Source organism: Acinetobacter sp. LUNF3, from assembly GCF_022699605.1.
Lineage (GTDB): Bacteria > Pseudomonadota > Gammaproteobacteria > Pseudomonadales > Moraxellaceae > Acinetobacter > Acinetobacter johnsonii.
In genome coordinates, this window is record NZ_CP093968.1 from 194,906 (window position 1) to 212,898 (window position 17,993).

A 17,993-nucleotide genomic window follows, 5' to 3' on the forward strand; every position below is an offset into this window, starting at 1 on the left:
GGTTTTTGACGGCGTGGAAACTTTCTTTCTTGCGGACATGCTTTTGCAGGTATTGGTTTTTAGCTCATCATCATAGCTCGAATTTGCGGAACTGACCATGATGATTATGGTCAGTGAATGGCAGCACTTTGTATCTGTTATTCATCCACGGTATCTTTGGGGATGTGCCAGAAAATAGCTGCGGTAATCAGGTTAATACATCCTAAAACAATTAAGGTGTTATGGAATGCCATGACGATGTGATCTGTGCCCCAATATGCCGTAAAGACATTGACCAAAGTACCTGCCAGAGCCACGCCAATACTCATCGAAACCATCATGATCATTGACAAAAAACTGTTGCCACTGCTGGCATCTTGTTGTGGTAAATCTTTCAGCGTGAGGGTGTTCATAGATACAAATTGCAGTGAGTTCAGCATACCAAAAATAAAGAAATGCAGCGCGCGCAGCCAAGTTGGGGTGTCTGCGGTATTGAGGGCAAAACTGGCGATACATGCACCAACCAACAAGGTGTTAACCAAAAGCACGTGGCGATACCCGAAGCGCTGAATCAAGTGACGAATGATGGGTTTTGAGGCCAGTGAGCCTAGCACTGTTGGAATCATCAAGAGGCCTGTCACAAAAGGTTCAAAACCGAAAGCTACTTGGAGCATGAGTGGCATCAAAAAGGGCATAGCATTGCCACCGAGGCGAGCAAAGAAGTTACCTAAAATACCCACGGCATAAATGCGGTTACGAAACAGTTTACTGCGAAATAGCGCATTTTGATGGGTATGTGCATGATATGCATACCAAAGCGCAGTCACCAAGCTCAGTACAATCAGCCCCATACTCCACCATAAAGTCAGGTGCGGACTGGCAAAATTTTCAATCCCTAGAGATAGCCCTGCCATGGTGATCACCAACAGGATAAAACCCCAAAAGTCAAAACGCGGTACATTCTGCTCGGTGACATTCGGCATGGCTTTAAAGCTAATCAGGACACCTAACAGCCCCATGGGGAGGTTAATCAGGAAAATCCAATGCCATGTACTGACTTCGACCAACCAGCCCCCGAGTGTTGGACCAATCAGAGGGCCAATCAGTCCCGCGAGACTCATCAAACTCATGGCTGATAAAAACTGCGTCCGCGGAATGACTTTGAGCATGGCTAAGCGGCCAACAGGGAGCAATAATGCACCACCGATGCCTTGTAGCACGCGATAGAACAACAACTCATTTACGCTTTCAGAAAAGCCACAGCCCAGTGAAGCAAGGGTAAAAATGATAATGGCACTGAAATAAGTATTGCGCACCCCAAAACGGTCGGCGAGCCAGCCACTCAAGGGAATACAGGCAGCAACGGCAAGCACATAGGCCACCACCACGCTATGCATTTGCAGCGGGTCTTCATTTAAACTGACTGCCATAGCCGGTAGAGCAGTATTCACAATGGTAGTATCTAAGCCTTGCATAAAAAAGCCAATCGAAACCAGAAGTACCAAAAGACGGTACTCAGGAGCGAGTGCTTGATGGGTCGGCGTTTGGTTCATAGATACAACAAAGTGAAATTTTTAAACAGTTTAGCTTAATTTAAGTTGGACTGTTGTTGCGAATGTGCATTTATCACATGCCATCAAATTGACATCTCTACGTCATGTGTTTGCAACGCGTACGTCATACATTGGTTAAATTTGAACCGATATTTAGATCATGATGAATAAAACATATAGTGCTGTCTTTTTGGCATGCATGGGGTGGGGCTTAGCGGGGTGTAATGACAGTGATGATGCGCAAACCATCACATCACCACCAGTGGTAGAGGAAGCCACGCCGAATAGTATTGAACTGGTTCATCTTGCAAGTTATGAGTCGGGGATATTTGGACAGAGTGCAGCGGAGATCCCCGCCTATGATGCTGCGAGTAAGCGTCTGTTCGTGGTGAATGCACAAAAGGGCATGGTCGATGTTTTAGATTTCTCCCAGCCAGCGCAACCGACATATATCCAATCTTTGGATGCCAAAACTTATTTAGCCAATTCCGAAGTGAATAGTGTCGCGGTGCATAATGGCATCGTGGCACTGGCGGTTCAGGCTGAGGATAAAACCCAAACTGGTATTGTGGCTTTCTTTAAAGCACAGGATCTCTCTTTTATCAGCCAAGTCAACGTGGGGGCTTTGCCAGATATGTTGACCTTTACGCCTGATGGTCGAAAAGTACTGGTAGCGAATGAAGCGGAACCGAATGAAGGGTATCAAGTCGATCCCGAAGGTTCGGTCAGCATTATTGATATTTCAGATATTCAAAAACCAACAGCAAGCATTGCGGGCTTCCACGCATGGAATGACCGTAAACAAGACTTATTAGATGCAGGCATTCGTATTTTTGGCCCAGACATCAGTCAATACCCAAATGTTGCTAACGTAGGTATTCAAACGACCACCGTTGCACAAGACCTAGAGCCTGAGTACATCGCAGTCAGTGCTGATGGTAAAAAAGCATGGGTTAGTTTGCAGGAAAACAATGCGATTGGGGTTTTAGACCTAGAAAAAAATCAATTTGTTGATCTTTTCCCGATGGGCTACAAGGACCATAGTTTGCCTGAAAATGCCTTGGATGGAAGTGACCGTGACTGTGCTATTGGCCAAGACTCTTTGGGGCGTAGTATTACAGAATGTGCAAAAGATGCAGGCATGATTAATATTAGTTCTTGGCCAGGGCTATATGGCATGTATATGCCCGATGCCATTGCACAATATCAAGCCAACGGCAAAACCTATTTGGTCACGGCCAATGAGGGGGATGCCCGTGAATGGCTAAGGGATGAAGCCAAATACTTTGAAGGCGGGGACTTAAATGCTGGTTATGCTGAAGAGATACGCATCAAACATTTGTTTAAAAAAGCAGGTTTTGACGCCAAAGGTGATTATGCCGCGCATTTACGTCAACTTGCACCGGGCGTAAAAGGGGCAAAATTAAACCCCGAGGTGTTTAAACCTTGTCAAACGGCTGATGCAACAGAAGTCTGTGCGGACAATTTAATTAAAGATTCACAAATTGGACGTTTGACCATTAGTTGGACGCAAGGTTATCAAAAAGATCCACTGACTGGTCTGCCGGAGCTAGATGAAAATAGTCGTCTGACTTATGACAAATTATACGCCTATGGTGGTCGTTCGGTGAGTATTGTCGACCCTGAAACCAAACAGATTGTATGGGACTCGGGGAGTGAGTTTGAGCAAAAAATTGCGGAGCTGTTCCCAGAGCAATTTAATAGCAATCATGAAGCATTTAAATTTGATGACCGTAGTGACAATAAAGGCCCTGAACCTGAAGGTGTGACTTTGGGTAAAATTGGTGCAAAGACCTTTGCCTTTATTGGACTTGAGCGTGCCAGTGGCATCATGGTGTATGACATTAGCAACCCGAATCAGGCTAAATTTGTTCAGTACCTGAACCATCGCAACACCACGGAAACAGAAGTCACGAAGCAAGGGGACTTAGGCCCAGAAGGTTTGATCTTCATCGCGGCGAAGAATTCACCCAATGGTCGTCCGCTGTTGGTGGTGGGAAATGAAGTCAGTGGTAGTACAGCGGTTTATGAAGTCAAACTCAATTAAAAAACTGAACTTTGAATTTGAAAAAAGAGCACTACGGTGCTCTTTTTTTATGGCGCTACATAAAATATATGACAGGGATGTCATGAAAATGAAATAAAACCGTCATAATCTTTGGCAAACGTCCAAGGGCACTGTCTTGGAATAAATTATTCAAAAGGTTGGTTTTATGACAATCGAAATTTTGATGGTGATAGGCTTCTGTTTAGCGGCTTATTCTATCGTCGGAAATGATGTGCCACAGACATTAGGTACGTTTATTTCATCCAATGCACACCGTCCATGGTGGGTGCTTTGGCTCTTTATCAGCAGTATTTTGGTTGTGGTTTTGATTTATGGTTGGTATGCATCTGGTGTGGGTGATGCATCATATGGCCGTTTAGAAACGATCCCTTTTCCTGAGGGTGGGGTCACGTGGCTCTATATTGTGCCACCGATTTTACTGTTATTTTTAACCAAATACGGAATCCCCGTCAGTACTACTTTCTTGGTTTTAACCATTTTCTCGCCTGCAAGTTTAGGCTCGATGATGGTGAAATCGATGATGGGCTATGCGGTGGCCTTTGTGGTTGCGATTATTGTCTATCGTTTTGTGATGCGCCAAGTCGCGAAGTATTTTGCGAAAACCCGTAATCAAGAACCGTCGCATATTTGGATTGGGCTACAGTGGGTCTCTACGGCTTTTCTGTGGAGTCAGTGGCTGATTCAAGATTTGGCCAATATTTTCGTCTATGTACCCCGTCAAGTGCCGTTTTCATTTTTACTGTTTGCCATCACGGTCTTTGTGGTGTTGTTGGCGGTGATTTTGTACCAACGTGGTGGTGCGATTCAGAAGATTGTTGATACCAAAACAGGTGTCACCGATATTCGTGCAGCGACTATTATTGACTTTATGTATGCCCTGATTTTGTTGGTCTTCAAAGAGTGGAGCAATATTCCAATGAGTACCACATGGGTATTCTTAGGTTTACTTGCAGGTCGTGAGTTTGCAATGTCGATGATTTTTGATGAAGTAAACAAACATCGCACTTCGCGTAACGTCAGTAAAGATGCGATGAAATTGATGTTTGGTTTAGCCATGTCCGTGATTTTGGCGACCACACTGCCGTGGTTCTATAACTTTGTCACCCATTATGGGCAATAAACGCACATGTTAAAAAAGCGAGCTCTAGGCTCGCTTTTTTATGGCATTAAGAACAGGGTTTAAATGGCAAAGTGTGCTGGACTGCCGAGGTTGGCAATGGCTGAATAAATCTGTTCAGCATGGTTGCATACAATTACTTTTGCGCGGTGCTGTGGCGGTAGAAAACCTTCTTCTACTGCATGATCCAATTGTGTAATCAGTGCGTCATAAAAACCATTGACGTTATAAATCATCATCGGTTTTTGGTGTTGGTTCAGTTGTCCCCAGGTTGCCACTTCTAAAATTTCTTCAAAAGTGCCTAAACCACCGGGTAGTGCGACAAAGGCGCTTGCACGTTCGGCCATTAAGGCTTTGCGCTCATGCATGGTTTGTACAACATGTAATTCGGTCAGTTGGTGATGCGCAATTTCATAATCCAGCATAAATTCTGGAATGACGCCGACTGCTTCACCGCCGTGGCTAATCATGGCATCGGCCACTTGTCCCATGAGACCAATGCTGGCACCCCCATAAACCAGACCAAAACCCTGTTTAGCTAAACCTTGTGCCAGTGCAATCGCTTTTTCTTGATAAATCGGTTTATTGCCTGAACGAGAACCGCAATAAAGTGCGATCAGAGGTTGAGTGGTTTGAACATTTACTTCAGTGTTGAGAGAGGATATTTTTAATTCACTATTCATGGCGTATGTTTTTACCTTTTGCTTTATCTACTTTTTCTCTCTTAGTTTAAGCAAGAAATGTGACGGCAAGCTGTATTTAATCTAACAATCGGGTAATAATTTGTTAAATCTTTTAAAACAGTGCGCTTTTGAAAAAAAGATGAATTTCATGTAGATCTTGCCTATACTTATTTCCTGTTTTACAACACAAGAACGAACATGGGTAGTGGTAGTTGTCGCTCAAGACATCTTCAGTTTTCCGAAAAAAAATTACAGCCATTGGTGCTGAATCTTCCTTTTCATCCGCTTAAGTTGCGTTATGCACCATATATTTCCCCTCGACAGGAGCAGATCACATGATATTTGAATGGATGTCTGATCCTTCTGCGTGGGTAGGGTTACTCACTCTAGTGGTGCTGGAAATTGTGCTGGGGATTGATAACTTGGTTTTTATTGCGATTTTGGCGGAGAAACTTCCACCAGAACAACGCAATACGGCCCGTGTTGTTGGTTTGATCCTTGCGCTCTTAATGCGTTTGGTGCTGTTGGCCTCAATTGCTTGGGTGGTGACACTGACCGAGCCGCTGTTCCATATCTTCGATCATCCTTTCTCAGGACGGGATTTGATTCTTCTGTTTGGTGGGGTGTTCTTACTGTTTAAAGGCACCATGGAACTGCATGAACGTATTGACGCCAAAGTGGTTCAGAAAGAAGAAAGTCCAGCCAATGCTGTGTTTTGGATGGTGATCGTTCAGATTGTAGTTTTGGATGCTGTGTTTTCCTTAGACTCGGTGATTACAGCAGTCGGTATGGTTAAACACCTGTCTGTAATGATGATTGCGGTGATTATCGCCGTGGGCATTATGTTGTGGGCATCGAAAGCCTTGATGGAATTTGTCAACAAACATCCGACCGTGGTGATTTTGTGTCTCGGCTTCTTGATGATGATCGGTTTCTCATTGATTGTCGAAGGCTTTGGTTTCCATATTCCAAAAGGTTACTTATATGCCGCGATTGGTTTCTCGGTGATTGTTGAATTCATCAACCAAACCATGCGCCGTAATCAAGAAAAAATGGTCACCACTACAGACCTTCGCTATAAAACTGCATCTGCGGTGCTGCGAATGTTGGGCGGTAAAAGTAGTGATCATGCCTCTGAGCCTGAAGATGTCCTGGCAACTCGCGCTTATGCGGATGAAGTATTTGATCCTGAAAATGGGGTCTATCATAGTGTCTTGGTGCAAGGGGTGCTGGGTTTGTCCGAGCGTCCTGTGAAGTCCGTGATGACACCCCGTCCAGAGTTGGAGTGGATTGATTTAGAAGATGAAGAAGCCTCAATCAAATCACAACTACTCAGTATTACGCATTCGCGTTTAATTGTGGCACGGGGCGAGTTAGACAACATCGCCGGTGTGGTGCTGACCCATAAAGTTTTAAACGAATATATCGAAACCGGTGTACTCGATTTTGATAAACATTTACGTGAACCTGTGATTGTGCATGAAAATGCACAAGTCCTGATGGTGATGGAACAATTGCGTCAAGCACCGTTGCAAATGGCTTTGGTCTTGAACGAATACGGCTCGATTGAAGGGATTGCCACGCCGATTGACGTATTAGAAGCGATTGCAGGGGAGTTCCCCGATGAAGATGCGGAAGACAATGTGGCTGAAAGCTTAGAAGATGGTAGCCTGATGCTCGATGGCTCTACTGATATTCGCCATGTGTCGTTATTGTTGGATCGTGATTTGGTCGATGAGTCTGATCAGTACTCAACCTTGTCTGGCTATATCCTATTCCATTTAGGCCGTTTACCTGAAAATGGCTCTAGCCTTGAAGCAGATGGCTGTATTTTTGAAGTGGTGACGATGGATGGGCACAAAATTGAAAAAGTGCATGTGATTCCAAAGTCGGATCTGCACAAGGAATCATCTTAAAACAAACCTTAATCTGTTTTGAACAGGTTAAAATAGCTCGCAATGTCGAGCTATTTTTTATGGAAAAATCATGAGTAATGTTGAGTGTCCGTGTGGGCAGGGTGAATATGAAAAGTGCTGTCAGCCTTTGCACTTGGGACAAAGCCGTGCGCAGAGTGCTGCTCAACTTATGCGCTCACGTTATAGTGCTTTTGCCAAACAGCAAATTGATTACATTGTGCAAACCACAGCGTTGGGGCAGCAACAGGCTCTAGATGTTGCAGCAATTGCTGAGTGGAGTCGACGCAACCAATGGGTGAAGTTAGACGTCGTGCAGGCCAATGAAAAACTCGATAAAAACCATGCCATGGTCGAGTTCAAAGCCCATTATCATGATGGCAAATCGCCACAGATACATCATGAAATTTCACATTTTGTGAAACATGCCGAGGCATGGTATTTTTTAGATCCAACCACTGAAATGCAAATCACCATGAAACAAGCGTGCATCTGCGGTTCAGGGAAAAAATTTAAACAATGTTGTGCACAATTTTTATAATTTTAAGCAAATTTGGCTTAGAATAGCGCGCATCAATTAGCCTATATGGAATCCAGGCGATGTTACTCACTATTATTTATATTATAGCGATCACAGCAGAGGCAATGACAGGTGCACTGTCGGCGGGTCGGCGTAGTATGGATTGGTTTGGTGTGGTGATTATTGCCTGTGTCACAGCACTGGGTGGCGGTTCTGTCCGCGATGTGTTGTTGGGACATTATCCGTTGACTTGGGTCAAGCATCCTGAATATCTGATGCTGACCTGTTTTGCCGCTTTTATGACGATTTTGATTGCCAAGTGGATGCGCCATTTACGTAATATCTTCTTGGTGCTCGATGCTCTGGGCCTGATCGGTTTTACCATCATTGGCTGTCAAATTGCCTTAGAAATGGGACATGGTTTTGTGGTGTCTGCGGTCGCAGGAGTTCTGACAGGGGTATCGGGCGGTATCTTACGTGATATTTTGTGTAATGACGTCCCTTTGGTCTTCCGCCGTGAACTGTATGCCAGTATTTCTTTTGTCGCGGTGATTTTCTATTGGGGCTGCATTCAGCTCGGTTTATCACTTGAGCTGACTGTGATTTCGACTTTGATCTTTGGCTTTAGTTTACGTTTAATCGCGATTTATTTCGGCTTAGAAATGCCGAAATTCATTTATCAAGATGATGATGAGCAATCGGCTTCCTCGAAAGATGCGAGCTAAAATAACGGCGATTTGACCGCCTTATTTGTATAAAAAAGCACATAATGATAAAGCCTGTTGAGAAAGCAGCCCGCTATCTTTTCCCGCTTTAGAGGCCGAGCTATGGATTTAGTTTCTCGCATACAACGCTTACCGATCGGTAAATTTCACTACACCCTGTTGTGGGTCATTGGCTTGGGCTGGATGTTCGATGCCATGGACACGGGGCTGATTTCTTTTATTTTGGCAAAAATGGCCGAAGATTGGCACATGAGCCCAACCGAGAAAGGTTGGGTGGTCTCCATTGGCTTTGTCGGAATGGCGATTGGTGCGGTGTGCTCAGGTGGTCTGGCCGATCGTATTGGGCGTAAAACAGTTTTTGCCGCGACCCTAGTGATTTACAGTTTAGCGACGGCAGCCTGTGCCTTTGCCCCGAACTTAACGTGGTTGTTGGTGTTTCGTTTTATTGTGGGTTTAGGCTTAGGTGGACAGTTGCCAGTAGCGGTGACCTTGGTCAGTGAATACATTCCTGCGCAGGTGCGTGGGCGTTTTATCGTGCTGCTAGAAAGTTTTTGGGGGCTAGGTTGGCTTTGCGCTGCATTGGTGGCGTATTTTGTGATTCCAAAATTTGACTGGCATATGGCCTTCTTAATCGGTGGAATTCCTGCACTGTACGCCATTGTGATTTGGTTCAAAGTGCCTGAGTCAATTCCTTATCTCATTAACCGTGGTCGTATTGTGGAAGCGCATGCCTTGGTGCAGCAGATTGAACGCCAATGCGGTGTGGAAGTGATTGAACATATCATCGTTAAACCAGTGGCAGAAAAAAAGACCGTGTCTTTTACGCAGCTCTGGTCGGGTACATTTGCACGTAGAACCTTGATGTTATGGCTGATTTGGTTTGGCATTGTTTATTCGTATTATGGCATTTTTACATGGTTACCCAGTTTGCTGGTGAAGCAGGGGTATAGCATTGTTCAGTCTTTTGAATATGTACTGGTGATGATTTTGGCACAGCTTCCGGGTTATGTGGCCGCAGCATGGCTGGTCGAAAAGTTGGGGCGTAAAGCAACCTTGGCAGGTTTTATTGGCATGTGTGCAGTCTCAGCGTATTTCTTTGGTCAAGCTGACACTGTGAGCATGATCATGTTCTGGGGCTGCCTGATGTCATTCTTTAACCTCGGTGCATGGGGCGTGTTGTATACCTATACCCCAGAGCAATATCCAACCAATATCCGGGCTTTTGGTTCGGGCTGGGCATCGGCCATTGGTCGTATGGGCGGTATTGTTGCACCGATGGTGGTGACGCATATGATGGTACAGAGCAATGGATTTAGTGCGATTTTCATGATGTTTACCGTGGTATTGCTTGCGGTGGCAGCGGTAATTTTGATTTTGGGTGAAGAGACCAAAGGCAAAACATTGGAAGAAATTGGACTGTAATTTAGTCCCTGCTGAAGATTGAGAGTCAGATGTGTTGAGACTCTCTGTCTCCAGTAAATCTCAAGATAAAATCTAGATGATGGATCTGAAAAATAGCCGATAACCAGATCCAACTCAGCAATAAAAAATTCAATCTACTCGGCTGAAATGTGGCCTATCAACGTTGCATTTTGATAAAAGTCAGCCCCGTACATGATGAGGCTATTTAAAATAGCTGCGACTTGATTGATGTGATCTACCCAATTGGTTGTGTCGCATTTTGGGCGAGGATGACCCGATTTTTTTGTCGATCGTATCGATCAAGTTGAGTGGGCTGAAGTTGCTTCATTGTTTTCATTGACGAGCAGAGATGAACACAGGAACTGAACTTCAAAATAATTAGTTGCTCATTTTAAAAAAAATGGATAATTTTACGACACTAGGAACATCTAAAGACGCAATTTGTCGTAGTGGTGTACGCTTTCACTTGTATAGGCAGAGCCTGCGACATAGCATAAGAACTTAAACAAAAAACGATTAATTAGGATGACAGGTTGTTATGACGAACCTTGCGCATCAAGCGACAGAAAACCGTTCCGTAGCAGAATTTACTGAACAAGCATATCTCAACTACGCCATGTACGTGATCATGGATCGTGCCTTACCGCATATCAGCGATGGTTTAAAACCTGTACAACGCCGTATTGTGTATGCCATGAGTGAATTGGGGCTGAAACACAGCGGTAAACCCAAAAAATCTGCGCGTACCGTTGGCGATGTGCTCGGTAAGTATCACCCGCATGGTGATTTGGCCTGCTATGAAGCGATGGTGCTGATGGCGCAGCCTTTTAGTTATCGTTATCCATTTATTGAAGGTCAAGGTAACTGGGGTTCTCCCGATGATCCGAAATCATTCGCGGCGATGCGTTATACCGAAGCCAAATTATCTCAGTATAGTGAAGTACTTTTGTCTGAACTGGGACAGGGGACTTGTGACTGGCAGGATAACTTTGATGGTTCGATGAAAGAGCCAGTGACTTTACCTGCACGTATTCCGAATATTTTGTTAAATGGTACCACGGGCATTGCGGTTGGTATGGCTACGGACATTCCACCACATAACCTGCGTGAAGTCGTAAAAGGGACCATTGCCTTAATTCGCAATCCAAATTTAAGCGATGAAAAAGTTGCAGAATATATTCCTGCCCCCGATTTGCCGACCAAAGCAGAAATTATTACGCCACCTGAAGAGCTGTTAAAAATACAAAGCACAGGTCGGGGCAGTTACCGTATGCGTTCGGTGTATCGCATCGAAAAAAATGAAATTGTGATCACGGACTTGCCTTATCAAGTGTCAGGTTCGAAAGTTATTTCGCAAATTGCAGATCAAATGCAGGCGAAAAAACTGCCTTTGGTGAGCGATGTACGAGATGAATCGGATCATCAAAACCCAACCCGTTTGGTCATCGTACTGCGCTCAAATCGGATTGATGCTGAAGCGGTAATGAGTCACCTTTTTGCCACCACCGATCTTGAGTCGAGCTATCGGGTCAATATGAACATGATTGGTGCGGATGGCCGTCCACAAGTGAAATCGATTCGTCGTATTTTGCTGGAGTGGATTGAAATTCGAAAGGAAACTGTTACCCGTCGTCTGCAATATCACCTGAATAAAATTGAAAAACGCTTACATATTTTGGGCGGTTTGATTATTGCCTATTTAAATATTGATGAAGTGATTCGTATTATTCGTGAAGAAGAACAGCCCAAAGCGGAGTTGATGTCACGTTTTAATATTGATGATATTCAGGCCGAAGCCATTTTAGAACTCAAGTTGCGTCATTTGGCCCGACTTGAAGAAATGGAAATGCGCCGTGAGCAAGAAGAGTTAGAGGCCAAAGCTGCACTGATTCGTGAACAGTTGGCTAATCCAGAGTCTTTAAAAGCTTTGATCATCAATGAACTCAAAGATGATGCGAAAAAATACGGCGATGACCGTCGTTCACCAATCGTGCATCGTGCAGAAGCGACGGCGATGAGTGAGCAAGACTTCATGCCTGCTGATCCTGTGACTGTGGTCTTGTCTGAAGCGGGGTGGATTCGCTCAGCCAAAGGTCATGAAGTTGATGCCGAAAACCTGAACTTCCGTGCGGGCGATCAATACCTTAGTCATGCGCAAGGCAAATCTAATCAGCGCGTGTATGTGCTGGATGAGTCAGGGCGTAGTTATGCACTAGCCATTAATAGCCTACCGTCCGCACGTGGTTTGGGAGAACCGTTGAGTTCAAAATTGTCCCCAGCCAGTGGTATTGGTTTTAAACAAGTCTTTATTGCTGATGATGAAGCCGAAGTCATAGCGCTAAGTAGCAAGGGGTATGGTTTTAAAACACAGGCAAAACAGTTAGATACCAATGCAAAAGCAGGGAAAGCCTTCCTTACTTTACCTGAAAAAGCCACAGTTATGCCGTTAACCAGTGTTGATCAGGCCACCCATTTGGCGTTATTGACCTCAACGGGTCGTTTGTTGATTTTAGAGTTGTCAGAGTTGCCTGTTTTAAATAAAGGTAAAGGTAATAAATTGATACAACTTGAAGAGAAAGATCAAATTGTATTCATGACAAGATTAACGCTAGATGAAATACTGCAAGTCGTTGCAGGACAGCAGCAATTAAAATTGAAGGGTGATGACTTGCAAAAATACATAGGCAAAAGAGCATCAAAAGGGCAGTTATTACCACGTGGTTATCAAAAAGCAAATAAACTGTTAGTTCAGAGATAAAACTAGCATCCATTGATCAAAATACGTTATATATGGTATGTATGCGGGAAATGGATGCAATATTAAGCAACACAAGTTAAATAAAGAGCGCTTAATATTGAGAACAACAGCTGAGAATTTAAGGATTACTGATAGGAGAATCGGGCGATATGGAAAAGATTTGGTTCGCAGAATACCAAAAAACGGGGATTCCAGAGACTGTAGAATTGCCACCAGAAAATACGTCATTGGTTGATGTATTTGAAAGAAATTTCCAAAAATTTGGCTCTCGTGATGCTTTTATCTTTATGGATAAAGTACTCACTTTTAGTGAGTTAGAAGAAGCAAGCCGTAAATTTGCAACGTATTTACAAAGTTTGGGTCTAGCAAAAGGCTCACGTGTCGCTGTGATGATGCCGAACGTTCTGCAGTATCCTATCGTTGCTTTGGGTGTATTCCGTGCAGGTTTAGTACTGGTTAACGTCAATCCACTGTATACCGCGCGTGAACTTGAACATCAGTTAAATGACTCGGGTTCAGAAGTTTTAGTGATCATCGAAAACTTTGCCTCTGTTTATCAAGCGATTAATGGTAAAACGCCAGTTAAACATGTTGTGATTGCCTCTGTAGGTGACATGTTGGGTGCATTAAAAGGCACCCTGGTGAACTTTGTATTACGTTCTGTGCGTAAGCAAATTCCAGCATGGAATATTCCTGGCCATATTCGCTTTAATGCGGCAATGTCGAAAGTTAGTGCAAGCAACTATAAGCGACCAAATTTAACTTTAAGTGACACAGCGGTTCTTCAGTATACAGGTGGTACGACAGGTGTGTCTAAAGGTGCCGAACTGACGCATCGTAACCTTGTGGCGAACATGTTGCAGTGTGATGGTATTTTCCAAAGTAAATTTGGTGCACAAGACGGCCAACCCGATGACCGCATTTTCTGCGCATTACCGCTTTATCACATTTTTGCGTTTATGGTTTGTGCGATGTACGGTATGTACAAAGGACAAGCGAATGTTTTGATTCCAAACCCGCGTGACTTACCAGGGGTAATGAAAGAATTACGTAAATACCAACCATCATTTTTCCCAGCAGTGAATACACTATTCAATGCTTTAGTGAACAATGAAGAGTTTAAGCAACTCGACCACAGCAAATTGAAAATGGCGATGGGTGGTGGTATGGCTGTCCTTCCTTCTACAGCAGAAGCGTGGAAGCGAATTACTGGAACCAACATCATTGAAGGTTATGGTCTATCTGAAACTTCACCTGTGGCAACGGCAAATCCGCCAGCGTCAGAAGAATTTAGCGGCACAATTGGTATTCCATTGCCATTAACTGAAGTTGCAATTTTGGATGATGATGGGAAGGAAGTTGCACTGGGTGAACAAGGTGAGATTTCAATCCGTGGTCCACAAGTGATGCGTGGCTATTGGAACCGTCCAGATGAAACGGCTAAAGTGATGACTGAAGATGGTTTCTTCCGTACGGGTGACATTGGTGTCATGGACCCTCGCGGCTATGTGAAAATTGTAGACCGTAAGAAAGACATGATTTTGGTGTCAGGCTTTAACGTTTACCCTTCAGAAATCGAAGAAGTGGTTTCAAAGCATCCGAAAGTATTGGAAGTAGCTGCCATTGGTGTACCTGATGAAAAATCAGGTGAAGTACCAAAACTCTTTGTGGTGAAGAAAGATCCATCTTTAACCACAGAAGAAGTATTGGCATTCGCGAAAGAGAACTTAACGGGTTACAAACGTCCGCGTTATGTTGAATTCTTGGATGAGTTACCGAAATCAAACGTAGGTAAAATCTTACGTAAAGATTTGCGTAAAACAGCATAAGTTGAGTCCTAAAAAAAGCGCCGAATGGCGCTTTTTTTTCTATTTCTATTTTTAGTTTTTCATTAGCCAACGGTCGATATAGGGACGGCCAATACCCAAAATACCGATAAAGGTCAACATGGTGCCACACTGGCGACTAAAGGCTGGGAATGCAAATGTGCCATAGCTAAGTACATTGTCGATGAAGCAATAGATAGTGACAGCAATCAGCCAATACCAAAGTGTTTGGCGTCTAATCCCAACCATCCAAAATGCAATGATCAGCATGACCAGTGTGCCAAGAGTCGAACCAATATTCATATTGGCACAAATGACCGCCAATAAAAATGCAGTAACAGGAAGCACAATCTTTAAAACACGATCTACTTGGCGTTGATGTTGGCGCTGAATTTCGAGCACGTCGAACATTTCTTTTTGATCAGGGCTAGCCATGCAGGAGTCTCATTGGGAAATTATAAAAACACTATAATTTAACCAAATTTATCCTCGGAATGCCATGCTATGATAGCCGTCGAAATGATCTTGATGAGAAAAAACCAATGCAAAGCATTAGCGGGATTATTTATCTCATTTTAATTGCTTGTTTACTGCCTTACGTATTTACAATCATTGCTAAAAAAACAGCAGGATTTCGCGCCAAAGATAATCAGCATCCGCGTGAATTTCTCGCCAAGACGACTGGTCTGGCAGCACGTGCCAATGCGGCACAGCAAAATAGCTTTGAGAGTTTACCCTTATTTATTGCCGCTATCTTAATGGCTGAATATATGGTGATTCCGCAAGTGGTCACCATGACGTTTGGTATTGCCTATCTTGTCTTTCGTGTGGTGTATGGTATTTGCTATTTGGCCAACTGGTCGACGCTTCGATCGATCGTTTGGCTGTTGTCACTGCTTTGTCCTATTTGTTTATTATTGTTGGTCATTCGACTGACGATGGGCTAAGTGCGAAACATACATATTTTCACCCAGTGGATGTATAATCGCAGAAATATTTTTTTCTCAAAAACCGTTATAATCGATGCGGTTTTTTAAAAGATTTAACTTGTTAAAGAGTGATGTTATGAGCTACAGCAATATCCCTGCGGGTAAAGATGCACCGAACGATATCTACGTGATCATCGAAATTCCTGCAAATGCAGCACCAATCAAATATGAAATTGATAAAGATTCGGATGCACTTTTTGTAGATCGTTTCATGGGTACAGCAATGTTCTACCCAGCGAACTATGGTTATGTACCAAACACCTTGTCTGAAGATGGTGACCCATTAGATGTACTTGTTGTAACGCCGCATCCAGTTGAACCAGGTTCAGTGATTCGTTGCCGTCCTGTGGGTAAATTGAACATGGAAGATGACGGTGGTATCGATGCGAAATTAATCGCAGTTCCACACGACAAGTTAACGCCAATTTATAAAGACGTGAAAGAATATACCGATCTTCCACCTTTACTGATTCAACAAGTTGAACACTTCTTCGCGCACTATAAAGACTTAGAGCCAGGGAAGTGGGTTAAATTAACAGGTTGGGAAGGTTCTGAAGTTGCTAAGCAAGAAGTGTTGAAAGCAATCGAAGCTGCTAAAAAATAATTTTGAAAAAATAAAGCCTGATTTTATTACCCTAAAATCAGGCTCATAAAAAAACCGCCATTCAATTGAATGGCGGTTTTTTATGAATTGATCTAAAGTGAATTAGAACAGTTTCACAGGAATATCAAGGAATAAACGCCATTCATTGGTTGAGCCAATGACATTGCTGACATATTGACCAGAAACATTATTATAGGTATCACTTGAACGTAAGTAAGAATAGCGAACACGTAGGCTTGCATCTTTCAATGCACCTGTTTGAACTGTATATTTGACTTGGTTAAAGAACTCATGTTCTTCGGCTTGGTCAATGATTTTTGAGCGATCTGTTATTTTAGCGATATCAATATCCCAACCATAAACAAATGCAGTTGTCCAGTTTAGACCAGGTAAACCGTGATTTTTGAAGTTGTAGTTATATTGTAGCCCGACAGATTTTTCATCATTACCATTAAAGTCACCTAAATAGGAATTAGGGACATAGATACTTTGTAAACCATCAGCATTATAGCCATAGTCATACCCAGTATTACCTGTGTTATCTTGATAAGAAAGCATGACATTATGTACATCTTTGCCATAGCCCACTGAAACAGCCCAAATCGAGTTTTTGCGGTTTGCTAGATCATCTGTGGTATGTGAATCAGTGAGCGCATCTTTATCCCATTTTGTATGATAACCCATGGCATCAAGTGTTAAGGTACTCTTGTCTTTTAAGCTTTGGGTAAAGTTTACATTGGCATAATGACGTTCTAGCTTATCTTGAACATCTAAGCCATAATACGATGAATTGAGTTGATCATTAAATTTATATTTAGCACCCCAAACTACTGCACGATCAAGTCCTTGACCTGTCACATCTTTATCGGTACTAATTTGGTTTGACATTTGGTTTTTTGTGAATTTACCTGCAACCACATTTAGATTTGGAATTTCATTACTTTCAATGAAAACACCTGTGTAATACTCAGGCACTAAACGGGCTTGATTACTTGCCATGACAGGAAGTGTTGACACCTGTGTACCATAAGTCACGGTTGTGTTGGAAATACGTGCTTTCACATTGGCACCACCACGAGCCCAATGATCATAAGCAAATCCACGATCATCTACAGGAATCATTTGATTACCCGTATTATTATTCGCACCAAGCTTGAAAGATGCATCACCTACTACGCCAACACCAAAGCCAACAATACCCTTTGTAAAGCCTGATTGAAGATCAAAAATGGCAGTTTGAGCAGTTGAGCTTGTATCATTTGTTAAACCGTCTTTTTTATCACGATTTAAAAAGCCTGTGCGGAATAGCACTGATCCTTCAGCGCCTTCAACGAAACCTTTAGATTCACTTTGCTCACTCGCAAAAGCTGTTGATATAAGTGCAGTTTGTACTAAAACTGCTAATGCTAATTTTTTTGTGTTTTGCATTGGGGAGCGAACCTTATACAAATTGGATGGAAAGAGAACAGCAATTGTATAAGTAATCGCTGAAAAATTTTCATTTTTATTTAACATATTCAACTAAAGTAATGCATTTTTTTGTAAGTGATATGTTTGAAATATTTTAATTTTGGTTAAAATATTCGGTTTGATAAAATAAACCTTTATAAAACATTGAATTATTTTTCTCCTCTTAATTCTGTTTTTTGCTATGTATTGCAGAAAATAATATATAGACTGTGAGGTCATTTTAGCTTATGAATCAAAGTGTTCAGTCATTTCTAGTCGTCTGGAATCGGTTCAGAATAACCTATACCCAGATTGGAAAATGATGAATTACACAGCAGTTGCCTAGATAAAATTGACCTATTGTTA

14 protein-coding genes are annotated in these 17,993 nt (G+C 42.9%); 10 read left to right on the forward strand and 4 right to left on the reverse strand.

All coding sequences use genetic code 11. The annotated features are described in order from the left end of the window. Positions 1-137: 137 nt before the first annotated feature. Complete coding sequence (mdtD, locus tag MN200_RS00965; RefSeq protein WP_058868704.1) at positions 138-1,532, reverse strand: multidrug transporter subunit MdtD; 1,395 nt, start codon at positions 1,530-1,532, stop codon at positions 138-140. Positions 1,533-1,692: 160 nt separating this feature from the next. Here mdtD and MN200_RS00970 point away from each other — a divergent pair, with 160 nt between their 5' ends. Together MN200_RS00970 and MN200_RS00975 are read left to right on the forward strand one after the other, a co-directional pair. Continuing rightward, positions 1,693-3,600, forward strand: a complete 1,908-nt coding sequence (locus MN200_RS00970; RefSeq protein WP_058868705.1) for a choice-of-anchor I family protein — start codon at positions 1,693-1,695, stop codon at positions 3,598-3,600. Between the two features lie 166 nt (positions 3,601-3,766). After that, the gene (locus MN200_RS00975) at positions 3,767-4,741 is read left to right on the forward strand and encodes a hypothetical protein (protein WP_004978518.1); all 975 of its coding nucleotides are present in this window, start codon (positions 3,767-3,769) and stop codon (positions 4,739-4,741) included. Between the two features lie 59 nt (positions 4,742-4,800). Here MN200_RS00975 and MN200_RS00980 read toward each other — a convergent pair whose 3' ends face one another. After that, a complete protein-coding gene (locus MN200_RS00980; protein WP_004692887.1) occupies positions 4,801-5,421 on the reverse strand; it encodes a TIGR00730 family Rossman fold protein in 621 nt (206 codons plus the stop codon). 335 nt (positions 5,422-5,756) lie between these two features. Between MN200_RS00980 and MN200_RS00985 the strand changes: the two genes are divergently transcribed. The 6 genes from MN200_RS00985 to MN200_RS01010 all read left to right on the forward strand — a co-directional run bounded on the left by MN200_RS00985 (position 5,757) and on the right by MN200_RS01010 (position 14,588). Beyond that, positions 5,757-7,337, forward strand: coding sequence for a TerC family protein (locus tag MN200_RS00985; protein ID WP_004978531.1), 1,581 nt, complete (start codon positions 5,757-5,759; stop codon positions 7,335-7,337). A 70-nt stretch (positions 7,338-7,407) separates the two neighbouring features. After that, positions 7,408-7,875 (forward strand): YchJ family protein, encoded by a 468-nt coding sequence (locus tag MN200_RS00990; protein ID WP_242759925.1) that lies wholly within the window; start codon positions 7,408-7,410, stop codon positions 7,873-7,875. Between the two features lie 59 nt (positions 7,876-7,934). Then, on the forward strand, positions 7,935-8,579 hold the full coding sequence (locus MN200_RS00995; protein ID WP_004692884.1) for a trimeric intracellular cation channel family protein: 645 nt from the start codon (positions 7,935-7,937) through the stop codon (positions 8,577-8,579). Between the two features lie 102 nt (positions 8,580-8,681). Beyond that, entirely contained in the window at positions 8,682-10,001 is a 1,320-nt protein-coding gene (locus tag MN200_RS01000; RefSeq protein ID WP_242759926.1) for an MFS transporter, read from the forward strand. Positions 10,002-10,539: 538 nt separating this feature from the next. Next, on the forward strand, positions 10,540-12,759 hold the full coding sequence (gene parC / locus MN200_RS01005) for a DNA topoisomerase IV subunit A (RefSeq protein ID WP_010325678.1): 2,220 nt from the start codon (positions 10,540-10,542) through the stop codon (positions 12,757-12,759). Between the two features lie 149 nt (positions 12,760-12,908). Continuing rightward, positions 12,909-14,588, forward strand: a complete 1,680-nt coding sequence (locus MN200_RS01010; RefSeq protein WP_151835740.1) for an AMP-binding protein — start codon at positions 12,909-12,911, stop codon at positions 14,586-14,588. Between the two features lie 51 nt (positions 14,589-14,639). Here MN200_RS01010 and MN200_RS01015 read toward each other — a convergent pair whose 3' ends face one another. Next, positions 14,640-15,020, reverse strand: a complete 381-nt coding sequence (locus tag MN200_RS01015) for a hypothetical protein (RefSeq protein WP_242759927.1) — start codon at positions 15,018-15,020, stop codon at positions 14,640-14,642. 107 nt (positions 15,021-15,127) lie between these two features. Between MN200_RS01015 and MN200_RS01020 the strand changes: the two genes are divergently transcribed. Further along, positions 15,128-15,532: an MAPEG family protein gene (locus MN200_RS01020; protein ID WP_005401007.1), complete on the forward strand. Its 405-nt coding sequence runs from the start codon at positions 15,128-15,130 to the stop codon at positions 15,530-15,532. Positions 15,533-15,650: 118 nt separating this feature from the next. Then, positions 15,651-16,178: an inorganic diphosphatase gene (ppa, locus tag MN200_RS01025; protein WP_058868713.1), complete on the forward strand. Its 528-nt coding sequence runs from the start codon at positions 15,651-15,653 to the stop codon at positions 16,176-16,178. Between the two features lie 102 nt (positions 16,179-16,280). On the opposite strand, the gene MN200_RS01030 is transcribed toward ppa, so the two are convergent. After that, a complete protein-coding gene (locus tag MN200_RS01030) occupies positions 16,281-17,606 on the reverse strand; it encodes an OprD family outer membrane porin (RefSeq protein ID WP_010325681.1) in 1,326 nt (441 codons plus the stop codon). Between the last annotated feature and the right edge of the window lie 387 nt (positions 17,607-17,993).